Origin of the sequence: Microcystis sp. M049S2, from assembly GCF_020245625.1 — a bacterium.
Classification (GTDB): Bacteria; Cyanobacteriota; Cyanobacteriia; order Cyanobacteriales; family Microcystaceae; genus Microcystis; species Microcystis ichthyoblabe_A.
Genome location: NZ_JADBUN010000038.1, coordinates 34,847 through 58,438, shown reverse-complemented (window position 1 = coordinate 58,438; position 23,592 = coordinate 34,847). Strand labels below are relative to the sequence as shown.

Here is a 23,592-nt window from a genome sequence, read left to right as displayed (position 1 = left end):
ACAGACTTTCGCTCCATTTCAGAAGCCCGATTCCGTGTGTCCCACGGTACGGTTCTGACTAAACGCTTCTTGTACTTGTTGCGCGCGACTTTTTACCCGGACAAGCTTTTCTGAACGGAACTCCCTAAGCCGAGTTTTCAAGGTGCTGTCCGCCCACTTGGTTTTCGAGACGGTCTTTTTAATTCTAACGTAAAGCCGCCGTTCTACGGCGGGGTTTCCCACCCAAAATTTTCGATGAACATAACTAGGCGAGAATTGATCCAGCAGACAGGTTGGGGGTTGCTGACTTTGGCGATTAGTCAAGGAACCCTTAACCGTCATTTGGCTGCTCTCGCCGCCCCTAATCCCCGAAAATTGGCTCTTTTAGTCGGTATTGACCAGTATGGGGCGAATATTACGCCGCTGCCCGGCTGTCTTACCGATGTGGAGTTACAAAAAGACCTTCTCCGTTATCGTTTTGGCTTTCAGGATGCTGATATAGTAACTTTAACGGGACAACAAGCCAGTCGAGAAGCGATCGAAGCGGCTTTTTTAGAACACCTGATCGCCCAAGCCAGGTTGGGGGATGTGGTAATTTTTCACTTTAGCGGTTATGGCAGTGTTGGGGCCCGAAAAGAGGTTTTTATTACTGCGGATGGGGCAGAAAATGCTTTACTTAAGGAAAATATCCTGCTGATGGCTCGCTGTCTAGCTACGGATAAGTGTAGCTTGATTTTTGATAGTAGTCATCTCCCCCAACCTCAGCCCTATCTCGGTAATCTCCGCATTCGTTCCTATTCTAGAACCATTACTGATCCTAACCCCGCCGAATTAACTTTCGCTGCCGATATTAAAACCCGTTTTAACCTCAAAAATAAGCCTAGTAACGGCGTTATTCTCGCTGCCGCTAAACCAGAGCAAATCGCCCTGGAATTGAGCGGTAATAGCCCCAATGCTGGCTTATTCACCTATGATCTCACTCAGTATCTCTGGCAAGTTTCCCCCAGTCCGACAATTGCGATCGCTTTTCCCCATCTCCGTAATCTCGTCGCTAGTCACAGCAGTGAACAACAGCAACCGGCAATCCTGACCAATAATCAAAAAAATAATTCTGCCCCGCCCTATCATACAGCGTTAGAAACGTCAAGGGGTGGGGCGGCAATTGTTACAAATCTTATTGATGAACGCACCCTAGAAGTCAATCTGGTCGGCCTGCCCTTAGAAATCCTAGAAAATTACGGGATTAACTCCTGTTTGAGCTTTATTGAGGCGAATGGGGAGGAAATCAGCCTACAAATTCTCTCCCGTCAGGGTTTAAAAGCGAAAGCCCAGTTATTATCACCAACCGCCTCCCTAGAAATAGGACAGATTCTACAGGAAAAATTGCGGGTTTTTCCCAGTCAAATCGGTTTAATCGTCGGTTTGGATAGTAACTTAACCCGGATTGAACGGGTAGATGCCACCAGTACCTTTGCCAGTTTGCCCGATGTGGCCGCCGTGGTTAACATTGGTGAACAAACGGTAGATTGTCTCTTAAGTCGAGTTGGTAGCGAAGAAACTGGCAATTATCAGTTATTATCTGCCAATGGCTCCCTAATTATCGGTAGTTTAGGGGCGGCCAACGAAGCCATTAAATCAGGAATCAAACGACTGCAATCGCAACTAGAAAGCCTGCTGGCCCGCAAATTGTGGCACTTATTGATCAATCAAGAATCCTCCGGTTTAGCCGTCATCGTCACCCTGGAAAGCCTCGATCAAACCTATATCTCCACGGTACAAACCCAAAAAATCCTGGGTAGCAGGGGGAATAATACCGCTAAAAATGACTTAATTCTGCCCGTCGGTGCGGAAATTCGCTATCAAATCGAGAATCAAGAAGAACAACCCCTCTACGCAATGATCCTTGTCCTCAACAGCGATCGCCAACCGCTTTTATACTGTTCCCGTTCAGAAAACCCCGATAATTTCACCAATTCCAGTCCATTAGCCCCCTTTGTCGTGGCGGCCAAAACCAAGGCCACCATCCCCAATGACCGCCAAGGGCATTGGAAAATTAGTCAACCCAAGGGCATCAGAGAGAATATACTGATCCTCAGTCGCCATCCTTTCCCGAACACCTTGACCCTTCTCAATGCCACTCAAAGCCTCAAGGGAGAAGCCAGCCAACTGCTCACCCTGACTAACCCCCTAGAAATAGCCAGAGCTTTCTGGAGCGATCTAAAATTAGATTTAGGCTTAAAAACGGATAATTCTGGCAGTGTCATTGATGAATACGCCTTTGATCTGGGAACTTGGTCAGGTTTCCGGTTTATTTATCAAGTTATCGACTAAATCGATAGAATAATTCTTATGGAATCCTTGAAAAGAAAAGGTTAAAATCCTAACACAGCTACCCCTAAATTTCCCGATGAATCTTCTGCCCCGGACCACCCAAAGCCGCCTCAAAAAAATTCCACAAATTCCCAGTGTTTGGGAAGGAGATCGTCGTGCTTTATCCTTATCGGAGAGAATGCCCCGGGCCACCCTAGAACCAAATCAAGAAAGCGGTGGCGAGTGCGTGATCTGGGTGGATGGTAGCGAGGGCTGTGTACGCGCTATGGAAGTAGTTTCCCCCGAAACCGGACCGGAGGCCATGGTGAGAACCTTAATCCGCGCCATCGAAACACCCCAAAATCCCGCCCGGCCAGCCAGACCGAAAAAAATTATCGTCCGCGATCGAGAAACACAGTTTTTTCTGCGCGGGGTACTACAAGATCTCGATATCACCATCGATTATGTCCCCAATTTGCCCCTGATCGATGATCTCTTTCGTGGATTCGACGAATTCCAAAATAATCGTCCCCCGGCAATTCCCCCCGCTTGGCAGTCCGCTTTAGTGAAAACCGCTCACGAAATTTGGAAAGCTGAACCCTGGTCATGTTTGGCCGATTACGATATTTTGGAAATTAAGATTGATCGCCCCGATTTCCCGCATCTTTACGCCTGTGTCATGGGAATGCTCGGTCGGGAATACGGAGTCATTCTCTATCGTTCCCTAGCATCCCTCAAACAATTCCGGCAGGCCGCTTTAGAAGAAAAATCGATGGAAAGATTAGAAAAGGCCTTTCTTTCCCAAGATTGTTGGTTTTTAAGCTACGAATTGGCCGATGATGATGAGGAAGATGATGAGGATGACTACGATCTAGCCTCGGCTGCCCCCTCCCAAATCCATCCAGTTTTCGGCAGCGTGCATCCCTACGAAGGTATTCGCCCCTACTTGGATGAAGAAGAAGCAATCACGGTATATTTAGCTTTAATAGCTCTGTTGCGCTTTTTTAAAGGCAATCAATCCGCTTTATCCGAAGAACCGATCGGAGAATTACAGCGTCGTTTTCGCATTCCCCTCGATCCCGAACAAGCAAAAGGGGAAACCGTGGCTGTGACGGTGGCCACGATGCCCGATCTATGTGCGGAATTTATGCAACTCTTAGAGGAGGAGGACGACGATGAGGATGATGAGGATGATGATGAGGAAGAATCCGTACTCAAGGAAAATCTAGTCCCTGATAATGCACATCTGAGTCTGGGAATGGTTCCCTGGCAATTATTAGATAAAATTCGCAGTCGTCCGAAAATCCATTATCAACCCCAATCCGTACCCACAAAAGGGGAGGGTTTCCCCGTGGTCATGATCCAGACCTCCCGACCTAAAGCCAAGGAAATTATCGAAAAAATCGAACAAGCTGGCGGTTTGGCGGCCATTGGTTTTAACCCCGGCGAAGATCCCCTTGAAGATACCCGTTATGATCTGGGTATCCTGAAAATGGCTAACGGTGATCTCTATCTATTTGGAGAATTCGAGCAAGATGATCCCGACCACCGTAATGCTCGCCGCAATTGGCAAAAACGCATCAAAAATACCGAGGGTTATTGTGGTTTGATTATTGCCATGGGCGTAACCGGTTCCTCCTGCGGTAATCCCCAATTAAACGATATGTTAGCCCTCTACGAGGCAAAATCGATCGATAGTAAAGATTTAGACTTGGGGGTTTTGACTCTTATGCCTCACTTCGGTTAATTTGAACTGGCAGCGACGGAGCTTTTTTCAGTGAACAGTAATCAGTGAACTGAAAACTCTAATCTGATCACTGAAATCCCTAAAATTAAGCGACAATGTAAAGTAAAGTAAAACTTTCTGGACAAATTCTTAATTATGGTGTTATTCGGATTCGGAAAAAAAGTAACTTTGCCCACAGCAAGGGAAGCACTACCCGGGCGATCGGAAAAAATGCCCGTACCTAGCGGCCACTACGTTAACGGTCATCCTTTGCAGCCCCCCTTCCCTGGCGGTATGGAAAGTGCAATGTTCGGTTTAGGCTGTTTTTGGGGAGCAGAGCGGAAATTTTGGCAATTAGAAGGAGTTTACACCACGGCCGTAGGTTATGCGGCTGGTATCACCCCCAATCCCACCTATCAGGAAGTGTGTACAGGCATGACTGGGCATAATGAAGTGGTCTTAGTGGTCTATGATCCCAGTGTGATTTCCTACGAACAACTGTTAAAGGTTTTCTGGGAAAGTCATAATCCCACCCAAGGAATGCGTCAGGGTAATGATACGGGAACTCAGTATCGATCGGGTATCTATACCTATAGTCCCCAGCAAAAGCAATTAGCGGAAAAATCTCGATCGATCTATCAAGAAGCTCTCAATAAAGCGGGCCATGGTCAAATTACCACGGAAATTATCGACGCACCTGAATTTTATTATGCTGAAGTTTATCATCAGCAATATTTAGCTAAAAACCCCGGCGGTTACTGCGGTTTAGGGGGAACGAAAGTGGAATGTCCGATCGCTCTTGATCTGAAGTTAAATTAAGTAGGGTTAGCCGTCAGTTATCAGTTATCAGTTATCATTCATAATTCATAATTTAGATCATAAAATATCTTTTCTTTTTTGCCACCAATAGGTAAGGAGAAAATAAATAAGGGAATGAAGAATTAATAATCCCCAATTCAATAACAAATTATTGATAGATAATTGATAAACTTGATTGGTATCCTCAAAGGGTAAAGGGAAATTAAAACTATTTTGTTCTTTTGCTTCTGCAATCATAGCTTCCACCTCTACTAATACCCCGTAGGCACCAATTGACCAGCGACTAATCATCAACCATGATAGATATTTTCCCAGACCTTCTAAGTTAAATAATACCCCAGCAAAGATAATCTGAGGAATTAAAATTAAAGGTAAGGCACTATTTGCTTGAGTGATATTACTAACGCCAGCAGAAATTAATAAACCTAGATTAATCGCCGCAAATATAGTTAAAAATGTGGTAATAAAACAGCCAATTAACCAGGTCATTAATTCCGGTTGCGGGTCAGTAAATCCCCAAAATATCACGCAGGTAATTACAATTGTTTGCAGAAAAGCTAAGGCTGCTAAAACCAGAATTTTTGAGAATAAATAGGGTAATAATCCCAGATTAACTAATCTTTCTCGCTGATAAATTGGCGATTCTTTGACAATTTCCTGTAGGGAACAGGCAAAACCTACCCATAATTCCGCGCAGGTAAAAACAAAGAGAGTTTTTAAGGCTAAAGGTGCGGATTGGATAGCCTGATCAAAACTGGGATTATCCCCCAAAAATAAAGGATTTTTGCCACCTAAAACCATAGCCATTAATAAAATTCCGATCGGGGCGGTTAATAGGTATAAAATTAAACTAACCTGATCGCGGATAATTAATTGGCTATAGCGTTGACATAAGACCTGTAGTTGTTGCCAAAAAGATTGTTGAACCTGTTGCGGTTTACTATTATTTTGCTGAAATATTTTACCAATTCTTGCTTCAATATTATTTTTGTAGTAGTCGGATTGTTGGAAACGTTGACATTCTTGATCAACTTTTTCGCTAGTTTCCAGATGAATATAAATATCGGCAAAATCCCCCTGAGGTAAAGAGAAAAAATTTAAGGCCTCCCCCGGAGAACCAAAATAACATAAATTGCCCCCTTGACCGAGAAAAACTAATCGATCGCAGAGATTGATATTATTAGTAGCATGGGTGACTAGGAGAATTGTTCTGCCTTCTTTGGCCAATTTTGCCAGCAATTCCATCATCTTTTTATCTAAACCGGGGTCTAATCCCGAGGTGGGTTCATCTAAAAAGAATAATTTGGGATTGGCTAATAATTCTACCGCAATACTCACCCTTTTTAACTGACCACCGCTTAAGTCTCTGACTAAAGTATTTCTTCTTTCTAATAATTCCACCTGCTCCAGGGTTTTCTCGATCACTTCTTGGCAATTAAGATCCGGAGGTAGCCTTAATTTAGAAGCATAATATAACACTTCTCCCACAGTTAAATCCCTGTGAACGATATCGTATTGGGGAACATAACCGATTTGGGTGCGATAGATATTAAAATTCTGGCGCAGCTCTTCCCCATTCAGATAAACTGTCCCTGAGGTGGTGGGTTCAATTCCCAATAAAGTCTTTAATAAAGTCGATTTTCCCGCACCACTTCCCCCAACAATCGCCACTAATTGACTTGGTTCGATCGGTAAGGAGATATGATTGAGAATTATCAAGGGTTGTTTCTTTTTATCCCGCACCATCCTGACGATATTTTCGGCATCCAGACGGATATTATCCCCCGTATCTAATAAAACTAATTCATCTCCCTGCAACCGAAAACTATAGGGGCCGATTCTCACCGTACAACCGTTGGTTAAAATGGCACTACCCGATACTTTTTCTCCGTCGATAAAGACTCCATTGGTGCTTTTGTCGTAGAGAATATAACGATTTTGGTTATCGCTATCGATAATCGCGTGTTGTCGGGAAATTGTCGGAGCGTCTAAAACCACAGTGGCAGCATTATCTCGTCCTAAAACTACACTGCGATTGCCTAGGGAAACTGATTTAAAAGCTAAAGATTGGCTTTTTACTGGTTGGTTAGGATGATAATAGGTAATCTTGACCCAATTTTTGACATCTTGACCGATATTAATCTCATCCCCATTTTGTAAAAGATAGCCCTCTTTGGGAGTAATGACGCGATTGTTGATAAAAAGTTTATTGGAACTAGGATTAGTCCCGTCTCCATCGTAGATATAGTAATCATCTCCCTGACGACGAAAACAAGCTTGGACTCGACTCACCACCGTCCAGTGTTGGGGAACAACTAAATCCACCTGTTGACCATCCCGACCCAATTTATAATTAGGACGACTCAGATTAATAGAAGGGAGAATTTCTCCCTGATTGTTAAGAATAATGTAGGGTTCTTGACTAATAACCGTTTTAATGTTGGGAGAATTGGTCATAAAAACTCGATCGGTAGATGGCGTTCGCGGGGGACGGTAAGAAGCTAAGATAGAATTAAGGTCTCGATCGCTACTGTTAACCTCAGAGTCTGGAACGAACTCTAGAGATCATCTTAGTAAAACTTCTTAGGATCGATCGAGCTTGTCTAAATTCCTATTCCTAAGACCTATCCACAGGTTATCGTGCTGTTAGACGATGGTTACAACTCCTATTTCTCCTACCGCCAAGGTTTCTAAAGTCGAAGGTATCAAAGAACGCAGTAATTATCTACGAGAACCTTTGGCCAGTGAACTCCTCGAAGATACAACCCATTTTACCGATGCGGCGGTGCAGATCCTCAAATTTCACGGTTCCTATCAACAGGATAATCGCGACAATAGAGCCAAAGGTCAAGAAAAAGACTATCAAATGATGTTGCGTACCCGCAGTCCGGGGGGTTTTATTCCCGCGCAACTATATCTTACCCTCGATAGTTTGTCCGATCGCTACGGTAACAGCACTTTACGGGTGACAACTCGCCAAGGCTTCCAATTACACGGCATTTTAAAGAAAAATCTCAAAGCTACCCTCGGGGAAATTATCCGCAGTATGGGATCCACTTTAGCGGCCTGTGGTGATGTTAACCGCAATGTCACCGCACCGCCAGCCCCCTACAAAAATCGCCCCGAATACGGCTATGCTTGGGAATATGCCAATAATATCGCCGATTTGCTCAGTCCCCAAACTGGAGCCTACTACGAAATTTGGCTCGATGGCGAAAAAGTTATCAGTGCAGAAGAAGCCCCAGAAGTCAAGGCATCGAGACAAAAAGATACAAATGGGATTAACAAAAACGATCCGATCGAACCGATCTACGGTCAACATTATATGCCCCGTAAGTTCAAGATCGGTGTCACCGTGCCGGGAGACAACTCCATCGATATCTACACCAATGACCTCGGTTTGGTGGTGATTACCGATGCAAACGGGGAATTACAGGGTTTTAACATCCTTGCGGGGGGTGGACTGGGAAGAACCCACAATAAGGAAGAAACTTTCCCCAGAATGGCCGATGCGATCGGTTATGTGGACAAAGAAGAGGTGTACGATCTGGTAAAAGCGATCGTGGCAACCCAAAGGGATTACGGTGATCGCGGCGAACGTCGTCATGCGAGAATGAAATATATCCTCGAAGAATGGGGAGTAGAAAAATTCCGCAGCACTGTTGAGGGTTATTTCGGCCAAAAAATTGCCCCCTACCAACCCCTCCCCGATTGGAAATATCAAGACTTTTTGGGATGGAATGAACAGGGAGACGGAAAATTATTTTTTGGTCTTTCTGTGGAGAATGGCCGGGTCAAAAATGAAGGCAGTTTTCAGCTAAAAACCGCCTTAAAAGTGATTATCGAGCGTTTTCAGTTGCCCATGCGCTTGACGGCTAACCATAATATCATTCTCTACGAAATTGAACCCAAGGATCAGCAAGCGATCGAGGCGATCCTGAAAGAACACGGAATTGTCACCAATCCCGCCGAAATTGACCCTTTAACTCGTTATGCCATGGCCTGTCCCGCTTGGCCCACCTGTGGATTAGCGATTACTGAGTCAGAAAGAATTTTACCCAGCGTGATTGAACGCATTCGCACCCTGCTTAATCGCTTAGGATTAAGCAAAGAGCAATTTGTCATCCGCATGACAGGATGTCCCAATGGCTGCGCGCGTCCCTATATGGCAGAATTAGGATTTGTGGGTAGCGCTCCCAATTCCTACCAACTCTGGTTAGGGGGAACAGCCGATCAAACTCGACTAGCGCGCCCCTATTTGGATAAAATGGCGATCGATGATCTAGAAAAGGTCTTAGAACCGATTTTCGTTTACTTCCAACAGGATCAACAAAATAACGAAACCTTCGGAGAATTCTGTCATCGAGTCAATTTCCCTGCTTTACAAGCATTTTCAGCCACCTACACACCTAAAATGACCGAAACTACTACCACTGAATCAAAACCCAAACGCGTGCGTAAAAATCAAAACCGTGTCAGCGTCCCCGATGATATGTTTGTCCGTCTCAAGGAAGCTTCGGAAACGGAAAAACGGCCGATGAATCAAATCATCAATGAGGCGCTAGAGGCCTATTTCAGCCAAAAATCCTAATCAGTTATCAAGGTGGGACTTAACCCACCTTTTTTTAATTAGTATATTCATAGGGTCGGTCTGTCGAAAAAATCATCGTCCATCACATCATCTTGGTTACGCGATATGGTGCAACAATTGGGGCAGTTTCTCAACCTTCAAGCGGGAAGTATAGAGGAATATAAGGAGTTTTTATCAGAAGTCTTACAAGCAGAATGGGAGAGTAATAGCGATCCTGCGGTGGTTTATCCTATCCTACAACGCGGTCAACATCTGTTAGATGATACCTTTGCCCAACTGTTGCAACAATGGGCTAGATATAGGTTTTCTCAAGGGAAACCAGAAGAAGTGGCGGCTATTGTCGGGGTGATTCAGAATTTATGTATTAAGATTGCAGATTTTCCTTTGGGAAGTCGGGCTAATAATCTAGAAATCGCTATTACAGGCTATCAGACCCTCTTAGAAGTATATACCCGTCAAGCTTTTCCTGAAAAATGGGCAAGGATACAAAATAATCTGGGGAATGCTTATAGTAAGCGCATCAGAGGGGAAAGGGCAGAAAATTTAGAGTTAGCTATTGTTGCTTATAACCAGTCTTTAGAAGTATATACTCGTGATGCTTTTCCTGAAGATTGGGCAGTAATACAAAATAATCTAGGGACTGCTTATAGTGATCGTATTGGAGGGGAAAGAGCAGATAATCTAGAGTTAGCTATTGTTGCTTATAACCTGTCTTTAGAAGTCTATACCCGTGATGCTTTTCCTTATGAATGGGCAAGGAGACGAAATAATCTGGGTGCTGCTTATAGTAAGCGCATCAGAGGGGAAAGGGCAGAAAATTTAGAGTTAGCTATTGTTGCTTGTAACCAGTCTTTAGAAGACTATACCCGTGATGCTTTTCCTTATGAATGGGCAGTAACACAAAATAATCTGGGTAATGCTTATAGTAAGCGCATTCTTGGGGAAAAGGCAGATAATCTAGAGTTAGCGATTGTTGCTTATAACCTGTCATTAGAAGTCTATACCCGTGATGCTTTTCCTGAAGATTGGGCAGTAACACAAAATAATCTAGGGACTGCTTACATAAACAGAATCAAAGGAGACATAGTAGAGAATATAGAAACCGCAATTTTCTGTTATCAAGAAGCCTTAAAAATTCGTACTTTTGATGTCTTTCCTCTTGACTGGGCAACTACTCAAAATAATTTAGGCAATGCTTATAGTGAACGAATTAGAGGCAATAAAGCCGAGAATATCGAAAATGCAATTGTCTGTTATCAAGAAGCCTTAAAAATTTATACCCGTCAAGCCTTTCCAGGAGATTGGGCAGAGACACAATATAATTTAGCCAATACTCTCAGAGAACGATTTAAACTTCTTGGTAAAGTGACAGACATTCAACAAGCAATTAACTCTTATAAACAAGCTGGAGAAATTATTGAAAAAACCGAAGACAAAACCTTATATTTTAACTATTCCTATCAATTAGGAAAAGCTTTATTTGAGGGCGGATATTATACAGAAGCTATTGAACACTTAGAAAATTGTCAGCAACTTTATCAAAAACAAAAGGATATTAGTAGTTTGGCTCCAATTTTATTGGAACTTGCCCGTCTCTATCATCGCACTGGTAGGCTCGAACAGGCAAGACTTTATTTTAAAGATTCTTTACGTCTATTCCGTCGTTTAGGTGATCAAGATAATGTGGCTTCTGTGACAACTGCACTGGGCAATCTAGAAATACAAATTGGCAAGATTTCCCAAGCTTGTAGTCATTTAAAAGAAGCACAAACATATTATCAAGAAAAAAATAATTCAGAACGACTAGAGGAAATTAATTATCTACTAAAAATTCTACAATCTGCGTAAAAAATGTCAAGACTCAGCCGTTATCAATCAACTCTCAAAAAATGGGGACTTATAGAAAATCCTTTTCGACCAACTCCCCCCGATGATCGCAAAAAATTAGCAAAGATTTTTTATGGACGAGATCAAGTTTTAGATGTCGTTATTCCGACCCTCTATGAAGGACGTAATATCTTAGTTAGGGGAGCTTGGGGTATTGGTAAAACCGCCTTAATTTTTAATTTAATTAACCAGTTACAACAGGAAGTTAACCAATTAAATGAAAAAATGTTATTGCTTTATATTAGCAGTATTCCTGGGGAAAGTTCCACGGAATTTTATCGTGCTTTATTATTAGCTGTAGCCGATAGTTTAGCGGATAGTGATCAAGAATCAGAAGACATTGCTAATACGCTTTTAGGGTATTCTATTCAACGCAATAAAACCACTACTGAAGGACAAGTTAAATTAGGCTTTTTATCCTTTGGCAAAAAGGAAGAATCCCCTGCTAATCAACTGACTCCCACTGCCAATGCTGATCCCTATCCTTTACTCATTCGTTTATTAAATAGAGCCGAAGAAATTTATTCTCGTATTGTTATTGCTATTGATGATTTTGACAAAAAAGACCCCATTGTTGTCCAGACAATTTTAGAAAGTAGTTTAGATTTATTTCGGATGGGAAAACATCGAGGATTTATTATGACAGGAAGAGGCTTTACCGAGTTTCAAGAAGCAACCTTAAAAGCCCTTGGTATCTTTTCTGAAGATATTCCCCTTGAACCCATGAGTCAAGATGATTTACGTCACATTGCTATTAATTATCTTAATAGTGCGAGAAACGAACAGCGAAATGATCCCTATCCTTTCACAGAGGAAGTCATCAATTTAATTACGGGTTACGCTCAAGGAATTCCTCGAGAACTGAATACTATCTGTGAAAAAGTATTACGGCAAGCTGCTTCAGCAGGATATGAAACTATTGATGAAACTGCTTTTTATTCAATTTGGCAAATCCTTCAAAAAGACTTTACTGATTATTTAAGTCCTCAGTTTCGTCATTTATTATACGTTGCTCATCAAGCCGGTGGCATTAGTGAGAATATTTCTGATCAAACTTTGGCTAAACTTGATGCTATAACCTTTGTTGCTCTCTTGCCCCAACTTAAATCGATGGAAGAACAAGGATTATTAATTCGTCAAGAAGATCAAAGCGGTTTTCGTTTTGTTCCTTCCCAATTATTTCAACCTAAGTTACTCCCTGAGTCTCAGTCTGAGTAAATAATAATTGAAGCCATTAGGGGAGTTATAAAAATTGATCGAGCAAAAAAGCAACCGGGTAATGATTGGGTAGTAGTGGTGAGCCATGGTGCTTATCTTGTAGAGAATCCCTCTGGGGCTATTTGATACTAAATCTGGTTATTGCCTTTTGCATGAGTAGAAAACGGGTTTCTCGGAGAAACCCATTTTCTGTGCGTTACTCAACGGATTTAGTATCATACTTTATTTATGACTAAGATAACCAATAAAGCAAAGCGTTAAACCTTCGTCCCCACTCCCCAACCCCTCACGGATTACTTTTTACTGTTTACTAAAAAATCTCTTGTCTCTTAATCAAATTCTGCTTTTAGATCCCGACGCATTAATTCATAAACGGCAACTTGGGGAGAAATCTCCCCGCGCAAAAGACGATCAACTTGACAGGTAATCGGTACATATAATTTTTTTTCTTGGGCAATTCTCATCAAAACTTCTGTGGTATTTATTCCCTCGGCAGTTCCCTCTAACTTCCCTAAAATCTCAGGCAAAGATAAACCTAAAGCTAATTGATAACCCACTTGATAATTGCGGGATAAAGGACTATTACAGGTAGCTAATAAATCCCCTAAACCCGATAAACCGAAGAAAGTTTCTTGACAACCTCCTAGACAAGTTCCCACCCGAATTATTTCCGGTAAAGCGCGAGTTAATAGGGCAGATTTGGCATTAGTACCTAACTGTAAACCATCACAAACCCCAGAAGCGATCGCCATGACATTTTTAAGAGTGCCACCTAACTCTGTTCCCAAGGGATCGCTATTCAGATAAACCCGAAAAGATTCCCCAGATAATAATTTTTGTAACAATATTGCTGCTTTTTGCTGATAACTTGCTACCACCGTCGCAGCGGGTAAACCTTGATTAATTTCTTTAGCTAAATTAGGACCGGAAAGAACCACAAGGGGATTAGCAGGAAAAGCTTGATTCCAGAGATGAAAAGGGGTACGAGTGGTGATTGGCTCTAATCCTTTAGTGGCGGTGACGATAATTGTGGAAGAATTTAATTGTAATTGCTGTAATTGTTCGATCGTGGGAACAACTCCTTTAATCGAAACTGCTGAAATAATTACATCAGTATCTGCTATAATAGCCCCTAAATCTTCCCCACTATGACGCGACCAAACCCTAACAGCTAAGTGATTAAGTCTAGCCAAATTAGCGAGAGTTTGCCCCCAAATTCCCCCACCTATAACCGTAATTTTCTTGGCATTTTCTAACAACTTTTATGATCCTCCTTATTAGTGATCCCTGATCAGTGACTGGTTAGAAAGCATTCGATTTTAAGGTTATGAATCTTAAATGAAATTATTCACCGATTACCGATAAATGTTCACTGACAACTGAAAAAAATGACAACCTATCGCAATCCTGCCCCTACTGTTGATATTATCATCGAACTGATCGACTCGCCCCATCGTCCGATCGTACTAATTGAGAGAAAAAATCCGCCCTTTGGTTGGGCAATTCCGGGGGGATTCGTGGACTACGGTGAATCGGTGGAAAAGGCGGCCATTCGGGAAGCTTACGAGGAAATCAGTTTAGAGGTGCAGTTAATCGAGCAATTTCACGTCTATTCCGATCCTAGCCGCGATGCACGTCAACACACCATTAGTATCGTTTTTATCGCCACGGCAAAAGGAAAACCGATCGCTGCCGATGATGCCAAAAAAGTCGGGATTTTTCATCTCTGGGAATTCCCCCAACCTTTATGCTTTGATCACGATCGCATCCTCAATGATTATCGTCGTTATCGGGATTATAAAATCCGTCCCACACATTAAACCCCAACTTAGCTATAAAAGCAATCCTTGCCAAAAACGTCCCCGAAAAAACTTAAAAAATTATACACTTCTGAGGGCGACAATCGGTTCCAATTTAGAGGCACGATAGGCGGGAAAAACGCCAAAAAAGAGACCAATACCCGTGGAAACGCTCAAAGACAGGGCGACGGCGGTGGCGGAAACAGTGGCAGCCAGGGGAGAGAAACTGGAGACGAGAACGATCGCTCCTGCACCGAAGAGAATACCAAACGCACCGCCGGCGATGGAAACGAGAGTTGATTCAATCAGAAATTGTAAGAGAATATCCTGTTCTCTGGCTCCGATCGCTTTTCTTAGTCCGATTTCCCCGGTTCTTTCCGAAACCGAAACCAGCATAATATTCATCACCCCGATACCACCGACAATTAGGGAAATACCGGCGATTAGAGCCAAAAGTAGGGTTAGACCCTTGGTAATCGTACCGAAGATTTCGATCATCTGTTTAGCAGTTTCGACGCGAAAATCATCCTCAGCGACGATTTTATGGCGTAAACGCAGGAGATTCTGGATTTGGAACTTAGCGGCGCGGATTTCCTCCCCCGATCGCGCGTTGAGACTAATCCAACTCAACTCGACACCGTAGGGGGAGGTTTTGCCCACCAGTTGCGAGTTCATGGTACTAAGGGGAATAATCAGCATTTCATCCTGATTATTGCCAAAAAAGGAGCCTTTCGCCTCTAAAATCCCGATCACCTCAAAACTGAGATTTTTGATCCGCAGCTGTTGACCGAGGGGATTTTGGGTGGGGAAAAGTTGCGCTGCCACTTCACGGCCGATTACCGTTACCCGTTTGTTGCGGGCTAGATCGATATTATTGATAAAACGACCTTTTTCTAGGGTAAAATTGCGGACAGAAGCGTATTCTGAGGTGCTTCCCGTGACTAGAGCCGTCATGTTGCGATTACGATAGGAAATCAGGAAACGAGCGTTTATTTCCGGAGCGACTTCGGCGACGGTGGGAACCTGTTCGGCGATCGCCTGAGCATCGGCTAAAACCAGGGTTTTCGGTAAATCAACGGTGGTATTGCGTGCTTGTCGCGACCCCGGCACCACAAAAATGGTATTGGGTCCCAAGTTAGCAAACTGGTCATTGGCTAAGGTTTGCGCCCCTTGGCCAATACCGATCATGGCCACTACTGAAGCGTTACCGATGATAATTCCTAGCATGGTCAGGCCGCTACGCACTTTATTGGCCCTTAGGGTGGAGACGGCCATTTTTAAACTTTCGATGATAAACATATCAGTTATCAGTGATCAGTGATCAGTTATCAGTTATCGGTTAGATAGTTGTAGGGTTTTGGGGTTTTGGGGTATTAGTTGAATTCCCCCATTTCCCCATTTCCCCATTCCCCCATTCCCCCATTCCCCCATTCCCCCATTTCCCGAATCCTGCCCGATCAGAAAAAAGACAATTTGGATATATTTGTTAAGAAAAATTATTGAGATTTTTGATTATTTTTGATTAGTTTTCGAGGTATCTTCGGACCCTTCGGGGAGATCGATAAAGACCTTTTCTCCAGCTTCCAAACCTGATAAAATTTGGGTTTTATCGTCTAGGACCAAACCGATCGAAACGGGTTTAAAACTGGGTTTATTTTCGGCATCGGGAACTAAAACCCCTGACTTGCCTTCCCGGGTGACAATGGCTACAGTCGGCACGACGAGGGCATTATCTAACTGCTGGCCGACAAAAGTTACATCCACATTCATTTTCGATTTAAGTTTGTCCCGTCCCGTCACCAAACCGATTCTGACCTCAAAAGAAGTAACATTATTCTCGATAATTGCTTCAGGAGCCACGAGAATAACTCGACCTTCAAAGACTTCTTCAGGAAAAGCATCGGCGACAATTCGCACGGGTTGGCCGCGCTGCAATAAACCCACATCTACTTCCGGCACTTTAGCAATTACTTCCAATCCCGATGCTAGGGCGATAATCGAGGTGGAAGTGGCGGAAGCGGTACTAGAGGCCGAAGTGGTGGGGGTGACAAAAGAACCCTCAGTGGCGTATTTTTGGGTGACGATGCCATCAAAGGGAGCAGTAATGACCGTATCGCGGTATTGAATCTTGATTTGCTCTAAATCGGCCCTAGCGGCCGCTACAGATGATTCTAGTCGAGCCAGCTCGGTTTCTTGGGTTTTTTGGCGTTGTTCGAGGGCAAATTTCGCTTCTGCGATCGCTGCTGCCGCTCCTATCATTTCCTGCTCAATTCCGGCCACTTCTGGGGAAGCGGTTTTATCCGCTTGTTCCAAACGGCGGATCGATTCGTCTAAATTGGCTTTAGCGTTGAGATATTCATTGAGGACGGCATCAAATTGGTCTTGAGCGATCGCCCCTTCCCGGACTAAATTTTCATTGCGTTTAACCCGATTTTCTGCTAGTCGAAAACGGGATTGGGCCGCTTGTACCTGAGCTTGCAGCTGGTCTAAATCTTTGGGAATTCTTTCTTTGGCCTGAGCTAAACGGGCTTCTAATTGCTTATAACTGGCCTGGGCCTGATAAAATCGGGCCTGTAATTGCCGGATATCTTCGGGAATGCTGCGTTTAGCCTGTTCCAGACTGGCTAGAGCTTCCCGTAGATGCGCTTCTGACTGCATTCCTCGGGCATACACCTCTAAATTATCCATGACGGCGAGGGTTTGTCCCTTTTTAACAATCATGCCCTGATCCACCAATAATCGCACTAATCGGCCGGGGTTTTTTGGGCTAATGTTAACACTTTGGATTGGTTCCACCCTACCACTAGCTTTAATTTCCACAGCGAGGGTTTCCCGTTGAGCAGGAACGGTCATTTTCGCCAATTCTAGGCCAGGAGGAGGTGTTTGCAGCAAGCGATAAGAAACCACTCCCACCGCCAGAAAACCACTAGCCATGAGTCCGAATATCCAAAATAGGGGGCGATTTGATTTTCCCAACACGGTTATTGCCATCGATCAGCCAAAAGTTAATTGGTTATATACTAACGTCTCTAGAGCTGCCTTTGTTGTTTCTTTAGCCAACAACTCCCAAGCGAGATAGACTGATTAAAAAAGGCCTATCGCGGGGGTAAACTGTGCCAAAACTTCAATTAATCATTTCTTTGCTCATTTTTTTCGTCGCTGGCAGCCCGCCGGCTTTTTCCCAAGCACTACTCCCCTACGCCATCGAACCGGAGTTAGAACAGATGGAACAAGCGGGAATTGAAATCGCCGAAGATGCCATCCAATTAGCTCGTTTTCGCCGTACCGATGCGGCCCTCGGACGGGCTAAGTTAGCGGTGCAGTTAGCCCCCCATCTCTATCAAACTTGGTTTATTCTCGGTAGTTTATATCTGCAAGACGATCAGGTGCAACTCGGTATCGAGGCATTAAATCAATCTTTGTCCATTGCTCCCGCCGATGCCCACGCTAATATTAAATTTTCCCTCGGTAGTGCCTATTTTCAGAATCAGGATTACAAGTCTGCTATTGCCCAGATTGAAGCGGGTTTGCAAATTAAACCCGATATCTCCCCCGCTCTTTTTGATCTCGGTAATTCCTATCTCAAGTTAGCACAATATCCCCAAGCGATCGCATCTTACGAAAAGGCTGTTAATCAAGATAAAGATTTTTGGCCCGCTATTAATAATATTGGTTTAGTTAAATACGAACAGGGTGATAAGGAAGCCGCTCTTAAAGATTGGCGGGCCGCTTTGAAAATCGATCCTAAACAGCCGGAACCTCAGTTAGCTATTGCGGTGGCTATTTATAGTCAAGGGAAAACTGAGGAGGGCATCAAATTAGCTCAGGCCGCTCTCACTAGCGATAGTCGTTATGTAAGTCTGGAATTTTTAGGGGAAAATCTCTGGGGTAAACGTCTTCTGCAAGATACGGAGAAAATGTTTAATCATCCTAAAATGAAAGATTTTATCGCTCGTTTACCACAACCAACCCCAGAAGCGGAGGAAGAAAATTAAGCTGATAAGTAAGTGGTTCTAATTAATCTTTTCAAATTTCCTAACTTGAAAAGATTTGATGCCTTTTCACAACTCATTTAGGTTGGCTATATCGCTCTTGGAGGGAGTCTGGCAAAAGTCTTACAGTCTCTAAACTCTAGCTCTCTTATGGGGTAAGCCTTCAAGCCAGTGCTAACTAACAGAAACCCGAAGTTTGAGTTTTTATTAGAAAAAAAGTTAGCGATCACTTGTCAACCAAGGGTTTCAGAACCTAGATTCGGTTAGGGATTTCCAAAAGTCCCAGAAGAGCGATATATAGCGTTTCCTGTTCGCAAGAGGTACATTATCGCCGTTGAAAAGCTTAATCAGCAAAGGTTTAAGTGTGCTACATACTACACTGGGAGCATCTCATTTATGCAAGTGAGTAATTATACTTGTCCATAAAACTGGTTTCTAGCAAGGCTTTCAAAATAGCTTGACATAAAAACCTGGTTTAGGGGTTACAAAGGTGAGATGCTCCCGCTACACTGCTACACAGGTGTGAGAAACGCTATACATCACTTATTGTGCTTCCAATTGTCCACAACTCAAATGTCAACAATATACACAAAAGTGGGGGATCACAACTAGATTTAGTATCAATTGCTTAACTCTTCAGTAGTAACTTCCCCGTAACCTGCCGACTTTCTAAGGCGTAATGGGCTTCTTTTGCTTGCTCTAAAGAATAGATTTGATAACAGGGAGGCTGAATCTTTCCTAAGCTTAAATAGTCAAAAAATAAAGATGCCTGTTGGTTCAAAGCCATGGGATCGGAAATATAATGGCGAATGACCGGGCGAGTCAAATAAAAAGAGCCTCGCTCAGAAGTGCGACACCCTAGCAGACGATTCAATGCTACCGGCGGCACTTCTCCACTCGCTTGCCCACAAGCAACCAGCAAACCGCGATTTTTTAAGGCTTTTAGGCTATCTTCAAAGGTTCTCAGACCCACCGAATCATACACCACGTCAACCCCTTGACCCGCCGTGAAATCCATCACCCCATCGACAAAATTCTCGCGGTCGTATCGAATTACCTTGTCAGCGCCAGCCTGAAACGCCAGCAGAGCCTTGGCTGCCGAAGAAACAGTACCAATCACCCTCGCTCCCCGCAACTTTGCCATTTGAACCAACAGAAAACCCACTCCACCAGCGGCGGCATGAATCAGCACCGTATGTTGTTGATTGAGAGGGAAAGTCTCATGGGAGAGAAACAAGGCAGTCAGTCCCTGCAACAAAACGGATGCCGCTACTTCATCGGAGATAGACTCTGGTAACGACACTAACCCATCGGCAGATAGGGCGATATATTCCCCATAAGCTCCCTGTTCCACATAGGGAAATCCTACCCGTTGCCCGATATGGAAGGCTTTGACCCCAGATCCCATGGCCACAATCTCGCCAACTCCCTCCTTTCCCAGAATCAAAGGCAGAGGCGTAGAATAGACCCCAGAGCGTTCATAGATATCGACAAAATTTACCCCAGCATACTTTACCTTGACCAAGACTTGATCAGGCGCTACCGTCGGCGTTGGCAGGATTTGCAATTGAAGCTGGTCGGGGGGTCCGTATTTTTCAACTACTATACACAACATGATGTCAACTCCTTGGGGAATTATGAATTATGAATGATGAATTGGGAATGATGAATGATGAATTGGGAATGATGAATGATGAATTATGAATTGGGAATGATGAATGATGAATTGGGAAATTATGAATGATGAATTGGGAATTGGGGATAGGCAACGGGCAAAAGTAAATAACAAGTAAGCTGTTGTGGATTGAAATTCCATATTGTCAAAATTGGAAAAACAAGCGAAAACCCTTACTCTTGCCTGTTGCCTGTTGCCCGTTTCCTTGCCTCAACTGCCAATACAAATGTTCTATAATTTACTTTTGCACTGGTATTAGGCTCAAACTTGTAAACGACAGATCGATCGCCCGCCATAGCCCATATACTTCTTGATAGGGTACTGGCCAGCCCGGATGATGCGCGTCCACATCCCGTTGTCGGGCGATCGCCGCATTGAGCCACTGATCGACACCGGGGTGACGGTGATGATAATCGTGGCAACTGGTATCCCCCACTAGGATGAGCAAGCGAATCGGAACATAGATCATCCCTAACCTCAACCACCAAACGCACCATTGCCAGAATTTAATGCCAAAGGGTTGATCCGCCCTGGGTAGAGGATCTCCCAAAAATATCCCCACCGTTGCCCGGGCATAATAACGCTTGCCCTTTTTCAAATCTGCTTCGGGCGCGGGGTGAAGGTGTTCTGAACATTGGCGGATTAAGGTACTCATCTGATGCAACAGGATCACAGGGAACAGCCACGCCACCCCGTAGGCGAGCCACCATTGACCGAACCCGACCAAACCTAACTGGGCCAAGACCACTAACCCACTGCGTAGTTGATGGGCGCGATCGCTCGAAAATAGGCTTGAGCGTACTCGATCAATCCAGAAGCGGCCATGAAAGAGGGGAGAAAACAAACCCATGATCATCCGTCGCCATAGGGCTTCTCGACTCAAACCAGGATGGATTCCCGCCCGAAGACGAAGCGCTTCCACTGTCTCATCATCATCAAGCAAGGGATCTTGATGATGTTTACGATGGCGGATTCGATATTGATCGAAGCTGAGAATCAACATTAAGGCGGAAATCCACCGTCCAAGGTATTGATCGAATAATCGATCGCCTGTGAAATTAGAGTGGGCGCAATGGTGAACGATGACCACTTGCAGTTGTCGAGAGGCGGAAACAGTGAGACTCCAACCGACAATCAACCATAGATAACCCCACCCTTGAAGGACTAAAGCCCAACAACTGAGGGAAATCCCCAGCAACAGTAAACCGCAAACCTTGGCTAAATAGCGGCGCGGTCTGGGTTGAGGTAGAGTCTCATCGGTAGCGGGGACACCGACAACCCAGGTTAAAAATGGCTGAAGAACTTTGGGTAAAGCCTCCATTTCTTTCCTTACTCCCGACCGATTCGGCGAAGGCAAAGAATCGCGCACAGTTGGCGCTTGATTAAAAGTCAGATTGTCAGTCATAAATATTTCTAGGGTCAGGGGGTGAGGAAGCCCCCTGGAGAAGTCAGGGGGCGAATCAATCAACTAAGGTTTGGTCCCGTGGCAAACTAAAGCATTGCGAATGAGTCGAGCTTCATAGCCGGACAGATTTTCAGTCAAATTCACGCTAAAATACTGTTCGAGCAGGTGAAAAGTGAAATCAAGTTCATTCTCTAAACCGCTCAGTCCATACATCTTGATAACGTAGTTGCAAAGCAAACGCTTCGCGGCAAGTTTCGAGGGGGCCTGGACCACAAAAGGATCGGCAATATATTCAATGGCAATATCTGAAAGCCCTGCATCTTGAGCAAGATTAAGCATTTCCTGTCGGGTAAAATGCGGGTAATCGTGGCGCGTCTTGCCGTATTCATTCACTACCTCGCCAAACAAGCGAGCCATCGGGCCATCTTCCTCAAAATCATGGAGGACCCAACGTCCACCAGATTTTAAAATCCGCGCTCCTTCTTTCGCAGCTTGACTCCGAAAGACCCGATCAATGTGGTGAGTCCCGTATGCAAAGATCACGGCATCGACTGACTCATCTTTTAACCAAAACAAATCCTGAGCGAATTCGCAAACCGCGAACATCGCCTTCTTCCGGCACTTCTCCACCATGAAAGCTGAGCTATCAGAATTCACGAAAAGCGGGGCAAAAGATACATGACGTTTGGACGTTTCTTCGATATAGCCATCGCCAGCGAGAAGATCAGCGATAATATAGTCACCGTCAAATTCCAGGGAACCTTGGGGGTGAGCCAGCCTCAATAAATCAAGGGTTCCTTCAGAGCGAACATCTGGAAACAGCCGAATACTGTCCAGATAATCTTCGCCGCGTCCTTCGGTGCTAAATTCATTCTGGGCGGTCAATGCCTGAGACGAAGATCCGAAACGATTATACAGGGCTTGGGGATTGATAACCCGATCGAATAATGATTTTTGCTCAGTTCCGATCGAGGAAAAATCCGGCTTCGAGGGTGCTACAATTGTTGCTGCCATCAGTCAACTCCTTGTTAAGTTATCGCGGCTTTTCGTCCGCTTACTTAACTAATGAGAGCCACTAGACTTTTTTTGCAGTTGTGGGAAAAATAATTTTAAGGAAAAGACAATGCCGTGAACGACGAGCTTATTCCCCTAGTCAAGGTGGCAACCTACTGGCGGCTACGACTCCGTAATGTTGTGCCGGAAACCAACCAACCCCTTGAAGAAAATGACTCTAACTTTCTCCCCTCAGGGAGTGAGCAGTGGTTACAAGCGGAAAAGCGCTTTTATGAATGTATAGATAACATTATTCAATTTCTCAACTCCCCAAGGGCGCTAACCAGCCTACCGCTAGAGATTCTCCTCCCCTTATGCGCTCTTGTGCGGATTGTCCTCGATAACCGTCATCCCAGTAGCAATGAGTGCGTCATACCCGAATCTCCTTACTATCGGGCAAAGGATAACCCAACTTGGCAGCAACTCGATCGCCTCTGGCATATCCTTAAGGATGACATTGGCAGGAAGTTAGATCCTAAAATCAAAAACTGGATCTCTGCTCCCTGGATTCAAGGGAAGATTAGTGCCAAATATCAACAGGAACTTAAGCAAGAGGACATTAATCAAGCGCAATTCCAGGTGTGGCGCTATCTTGGCCTGAGCTTAAAAGGCGAACCAACCGCCAGGGGTAGGGATTCTGTCTTTAATCCCCATTACCGACAACAGAGTGGACAGTGTACCGTTAAAGGGTGGCTAGGAACACGCATCTATTCCGAACTGAAGGAAGTAGCTATCAGAAAAGCCGACAAGAAACGCTTGAGGGCGAATCCCCGAATTAACCCCAATGATGCAGATCAAACCATTGATCCTTTAGATAACATTAAGTCTAAGCCGTCTCAAGCGTGGTGGGAGCAGATCAGAGAAGCAGTGGAGGGTCCCTGTGCAGAGGAACTCCAACAGATTCAGCCCCGAAGCAAAGCATTAAGGCACATTAACGCCCAACTGGTGATCTTAAATCTCTTACCCCCAGAATCCGTCCCTTGGGAGGAAATGGCAGAACAGTGGGGGTGCGACGACACCACAATTCGCCGGTTCTATAATGACAAGTGTTGTCCTTGGCTCCAAAAACATTTTTCCGCAGAAGATCTTCTCTCGGAAGACTGAAGTTAACCCAGAAAAGGAGTTTCTCGAATAAACC

17 protein-coding genes are annotated in these 23,592 nt (G+C 44.3%); 10 read left to right on the top strand and 7 right to left on the bottom strand.

Annotated elements, in window-relative coordinates:
- Positions 1-234: 234 nt before the first annotated feature.
- The 3 genes from IM496_RS03445 to msrA all read left to right on the top strand — a co-directional run bounded on the left by IM496_RS03445 (position 235) and on the right by msrA (position 4,834).
- Complete coding sequence (locus IM496_RS03445; RefSeq protein ID WP_287661244.1) at positions 235-2,310, top strand: caspase family protein; 2,076 nt, start codon at positions 235-237, stop codon at positions 2,308-2,310.
- Positions 2,311-2,386: 76 nt separating this feature from the next.
- Positions 2,387-4,036: a DUF6930 domain-containing protein gene (locus IM496_RS03440; protein ID WP_194015246.1), complete on the top strand. Its 1,650-nt coding sequence runs from the start codon at positions 2,387-2,389 to the stop codon at positions 4,034-4,036.
- A 135-nt stretch (positions 4,037-4,171) separates the two neighbouring features.
- A complete protein-coding gene (gene msrA, locus IM496_RS03435; protein ID WP_149989070.1) occupies positions 4,172-4,834 on the top strand; it encodes a peptide-methionine (S)-S-oxide reductase MsrA in 663 nt (220 codons plus the stop codon).
- A 57-nt stretch (positions 4,835-4,891) separates the two neighbouring features.
- On the opposite strand, the gene IM496_RS03430 is transcribed toward msrA, so the two are convergent.
- Entirely contained in the window at positions 4,892-7,291 is a 2,400-nt protein-coding gene (locus tag IM496_RS03430) for an ATP-binding cassette domain-containing protein (protein WP_287661243.1), read from the bottom strand.
- A 196-nt stretch (positions 7,292-7,487) separates the two neighbouring features.
- On the opposite strand from IM496_RS03430, the gene sir reads away from it, so the two are divergent.
- From sir to IM496_RS03415, 3 genes are all read left to right on the top strand, one after another.
- The gene (sir, locus tag IM496_RS03425; protein WP_287661242.1) at positions 7,488-9,425 is read left to right on the top strand and encodes a sulfite reductase, ferredoxin dependent; all 1,938 of its coding nucleotides are present in this window, start codon (positions 7,488-7,490) and stop codon (positions 9,423-9,425) included.
- 105 nt (positions 9,426-9,530) lie between these two features.
- Positions 9,531-11,273 (top strand): tetratricopeptide repeat protein, encoded by a 1,743-nt coding sequence (locus tag IM496_RS03420; RefSeq protein ID WP_287661241.1) that lies wholly within the window; start codon positions 9,531-9,533, stop codon positions 11,271-11,273.
- 3 nt (positions 11,274-11,276) lie between these two features.
- Positions 11,277-12,530 (top strand): AAA family ATPase, encoded by a 1,254-nt coding sequence (locus tag IM496_RS03415; protein WP_287661240.1) that lies wholly within the window; start codon positions 11,277-11,279, stop codon positions 12,528-12,530.
- A 329-nt stretch (positions 12,531-12,859) separates the two neighbouring features.
- Here the strand turns inward: IM496_RS03415 and IM496_RS03410 are convergent, their stop codons facing one another.
- Positions 12,860-13,789 carry an NAD(P)H-dependent glycerol-3-phosphate dehydrogenase gene (locus IM496_RS03410; protein ID WP_287661239.1) on the bottom strand — a complete coding sequence of 310 codons (930 nt, stop codon included), beginning with the start codon at positions 13,787-13,789 and terminating at the stop codon, positions 12,860-12,862.
- A gap of 129 nt (positions 13,790-13,918) precedes the next feature.
- Between IM496_RS03410 and IM496_RS03405 the strand changes: the two genes are divergently transcribed.
- A complete protein-coding gene (locus tag IM496_RS03405; protein ID WP_287661238.1) occupies positions 13,919-14,350 on the top strand; it encodes an NUDIX domain-containing protein in 432 nt (143 codons plus the stop codon).
- Between the two features lie 60 nt (positions 14,351-14,410).
- Here the strand turns inward: IM496_RS03405 and IM496_RS03400 are convergent, their stop codons facing one another.
- Together IM496_RS03400 and IM496_RS03395 are read right to left on the bottom strand one after the other, a co-directional pair.
- Positions 14,411-15,628, bottom strand: a complete 1,218-nt coding sequence (locus tag IM496_RS03400) for an ABC transporter permease (protein WP_287661237.1) — start codon at positions 15,626-15,628, stop codon at positions 14,411-14,413.
- Positions 15,629-15,841: 213 nt separating this feature from the next.
- Entirely contained in the window at positions 15,842-17,320 is a 1,479-nt protein-coding gene (locus IM496_RS03395) for an efflux RND transporter periplasmic adaptor subunit (protein ID WP_287661236.1), read from the bottom strand.
- On the opposite strand from IM496_RS03395, the gene IM496_RS03390 reads away from it, so the two are divergent.
- Both IM496_RS03390 and IM496_RS03385 read left to right on the top strand, forming a co-directional pair.
- The gene (locus IM496_RS03390; protein ID WP_172456657.1) at positions 17,262-17,408 is read left to right on the top strand and encodes a hypothetical protein; all 147 of its coding nucleotides are present in this window, start codon (positions 17,262-17,264) and stop codon (positions 17,406-17,408) included. The two genes, IM496_RS03395 and IM496_RS03390, sit on opposite strands and share 59 nt — an antisense overlap.
- Positions 17,409-17,442: 34 nt before the next feature.
- Positions 17,443-18,324 carry a tetratricopeptide repeat protein gene (locus IM496_RS03385; RefSeq protein ID WP_287661235.1) on the top strand — a complete coding sequence of 294 codons (882 nt, stop codon included), beginning with the start codon at positions 17,443-17,445 and terminating at the stop codon, positions 18,322-18,324.
- A gap of 625 nt (positions 18,325-18,949) precedes the next feature.
- Here IM496_RS03385 and IM496_RS03380 read toward each other — a convergent pair.
- From IM496_RS03380 to IM496_RS03370, 3 genes are all read right to left on the bottom strand, one after another.
- Positions 18,950-19,936, bottom strand: coding sequence for a quinone oxidoreductase family protein (locus IM496_RS03380; protein ID WP_194016555.1), 987 nt, complete (start codon positions 19,934-19,936; stop codon positions 18,950-18,952).
- 298 nt (positions 19,937-20,234) lie between these two features.
- A complete protein-coding gene (locus IM496_RS03375; RefSeq protein ID WP_159294784.1) occupies positions 20,235-21,401 on the bottom strand; it encodes a fatty acid desaturase in 1,167 nt (388 codons plus the stop codon).
- Between the two features lie 63 nt (positions 21,402-21,464).
- Entirely contained in the window at positions 21,465-22,415 is a 951-nt protein-coding gene (locus tag IM496_RS03370; RefSeq protein WP_194016557.1) for a class I SAM-dependent methyltransferase, read from the bottom strand.
- A gap of 114 nt (positions 22,416-22,529) precedes the next feature.
- Here IM496_RS03370 and IM496_RS03365 point away from each other — a divergent pair, with 114 nt between their 5' ends.
- A complete protein-coding gene (locus IM496_RS03365) occupies positions 22,530-23,558 on the top strand; it encodes a hypothetical protein (protein WP_194016559.1) in 1,029 nt (342 codons plus the stop codon).
- Positions 23,559-23,592: the final 34 nt, after the last annotated feature.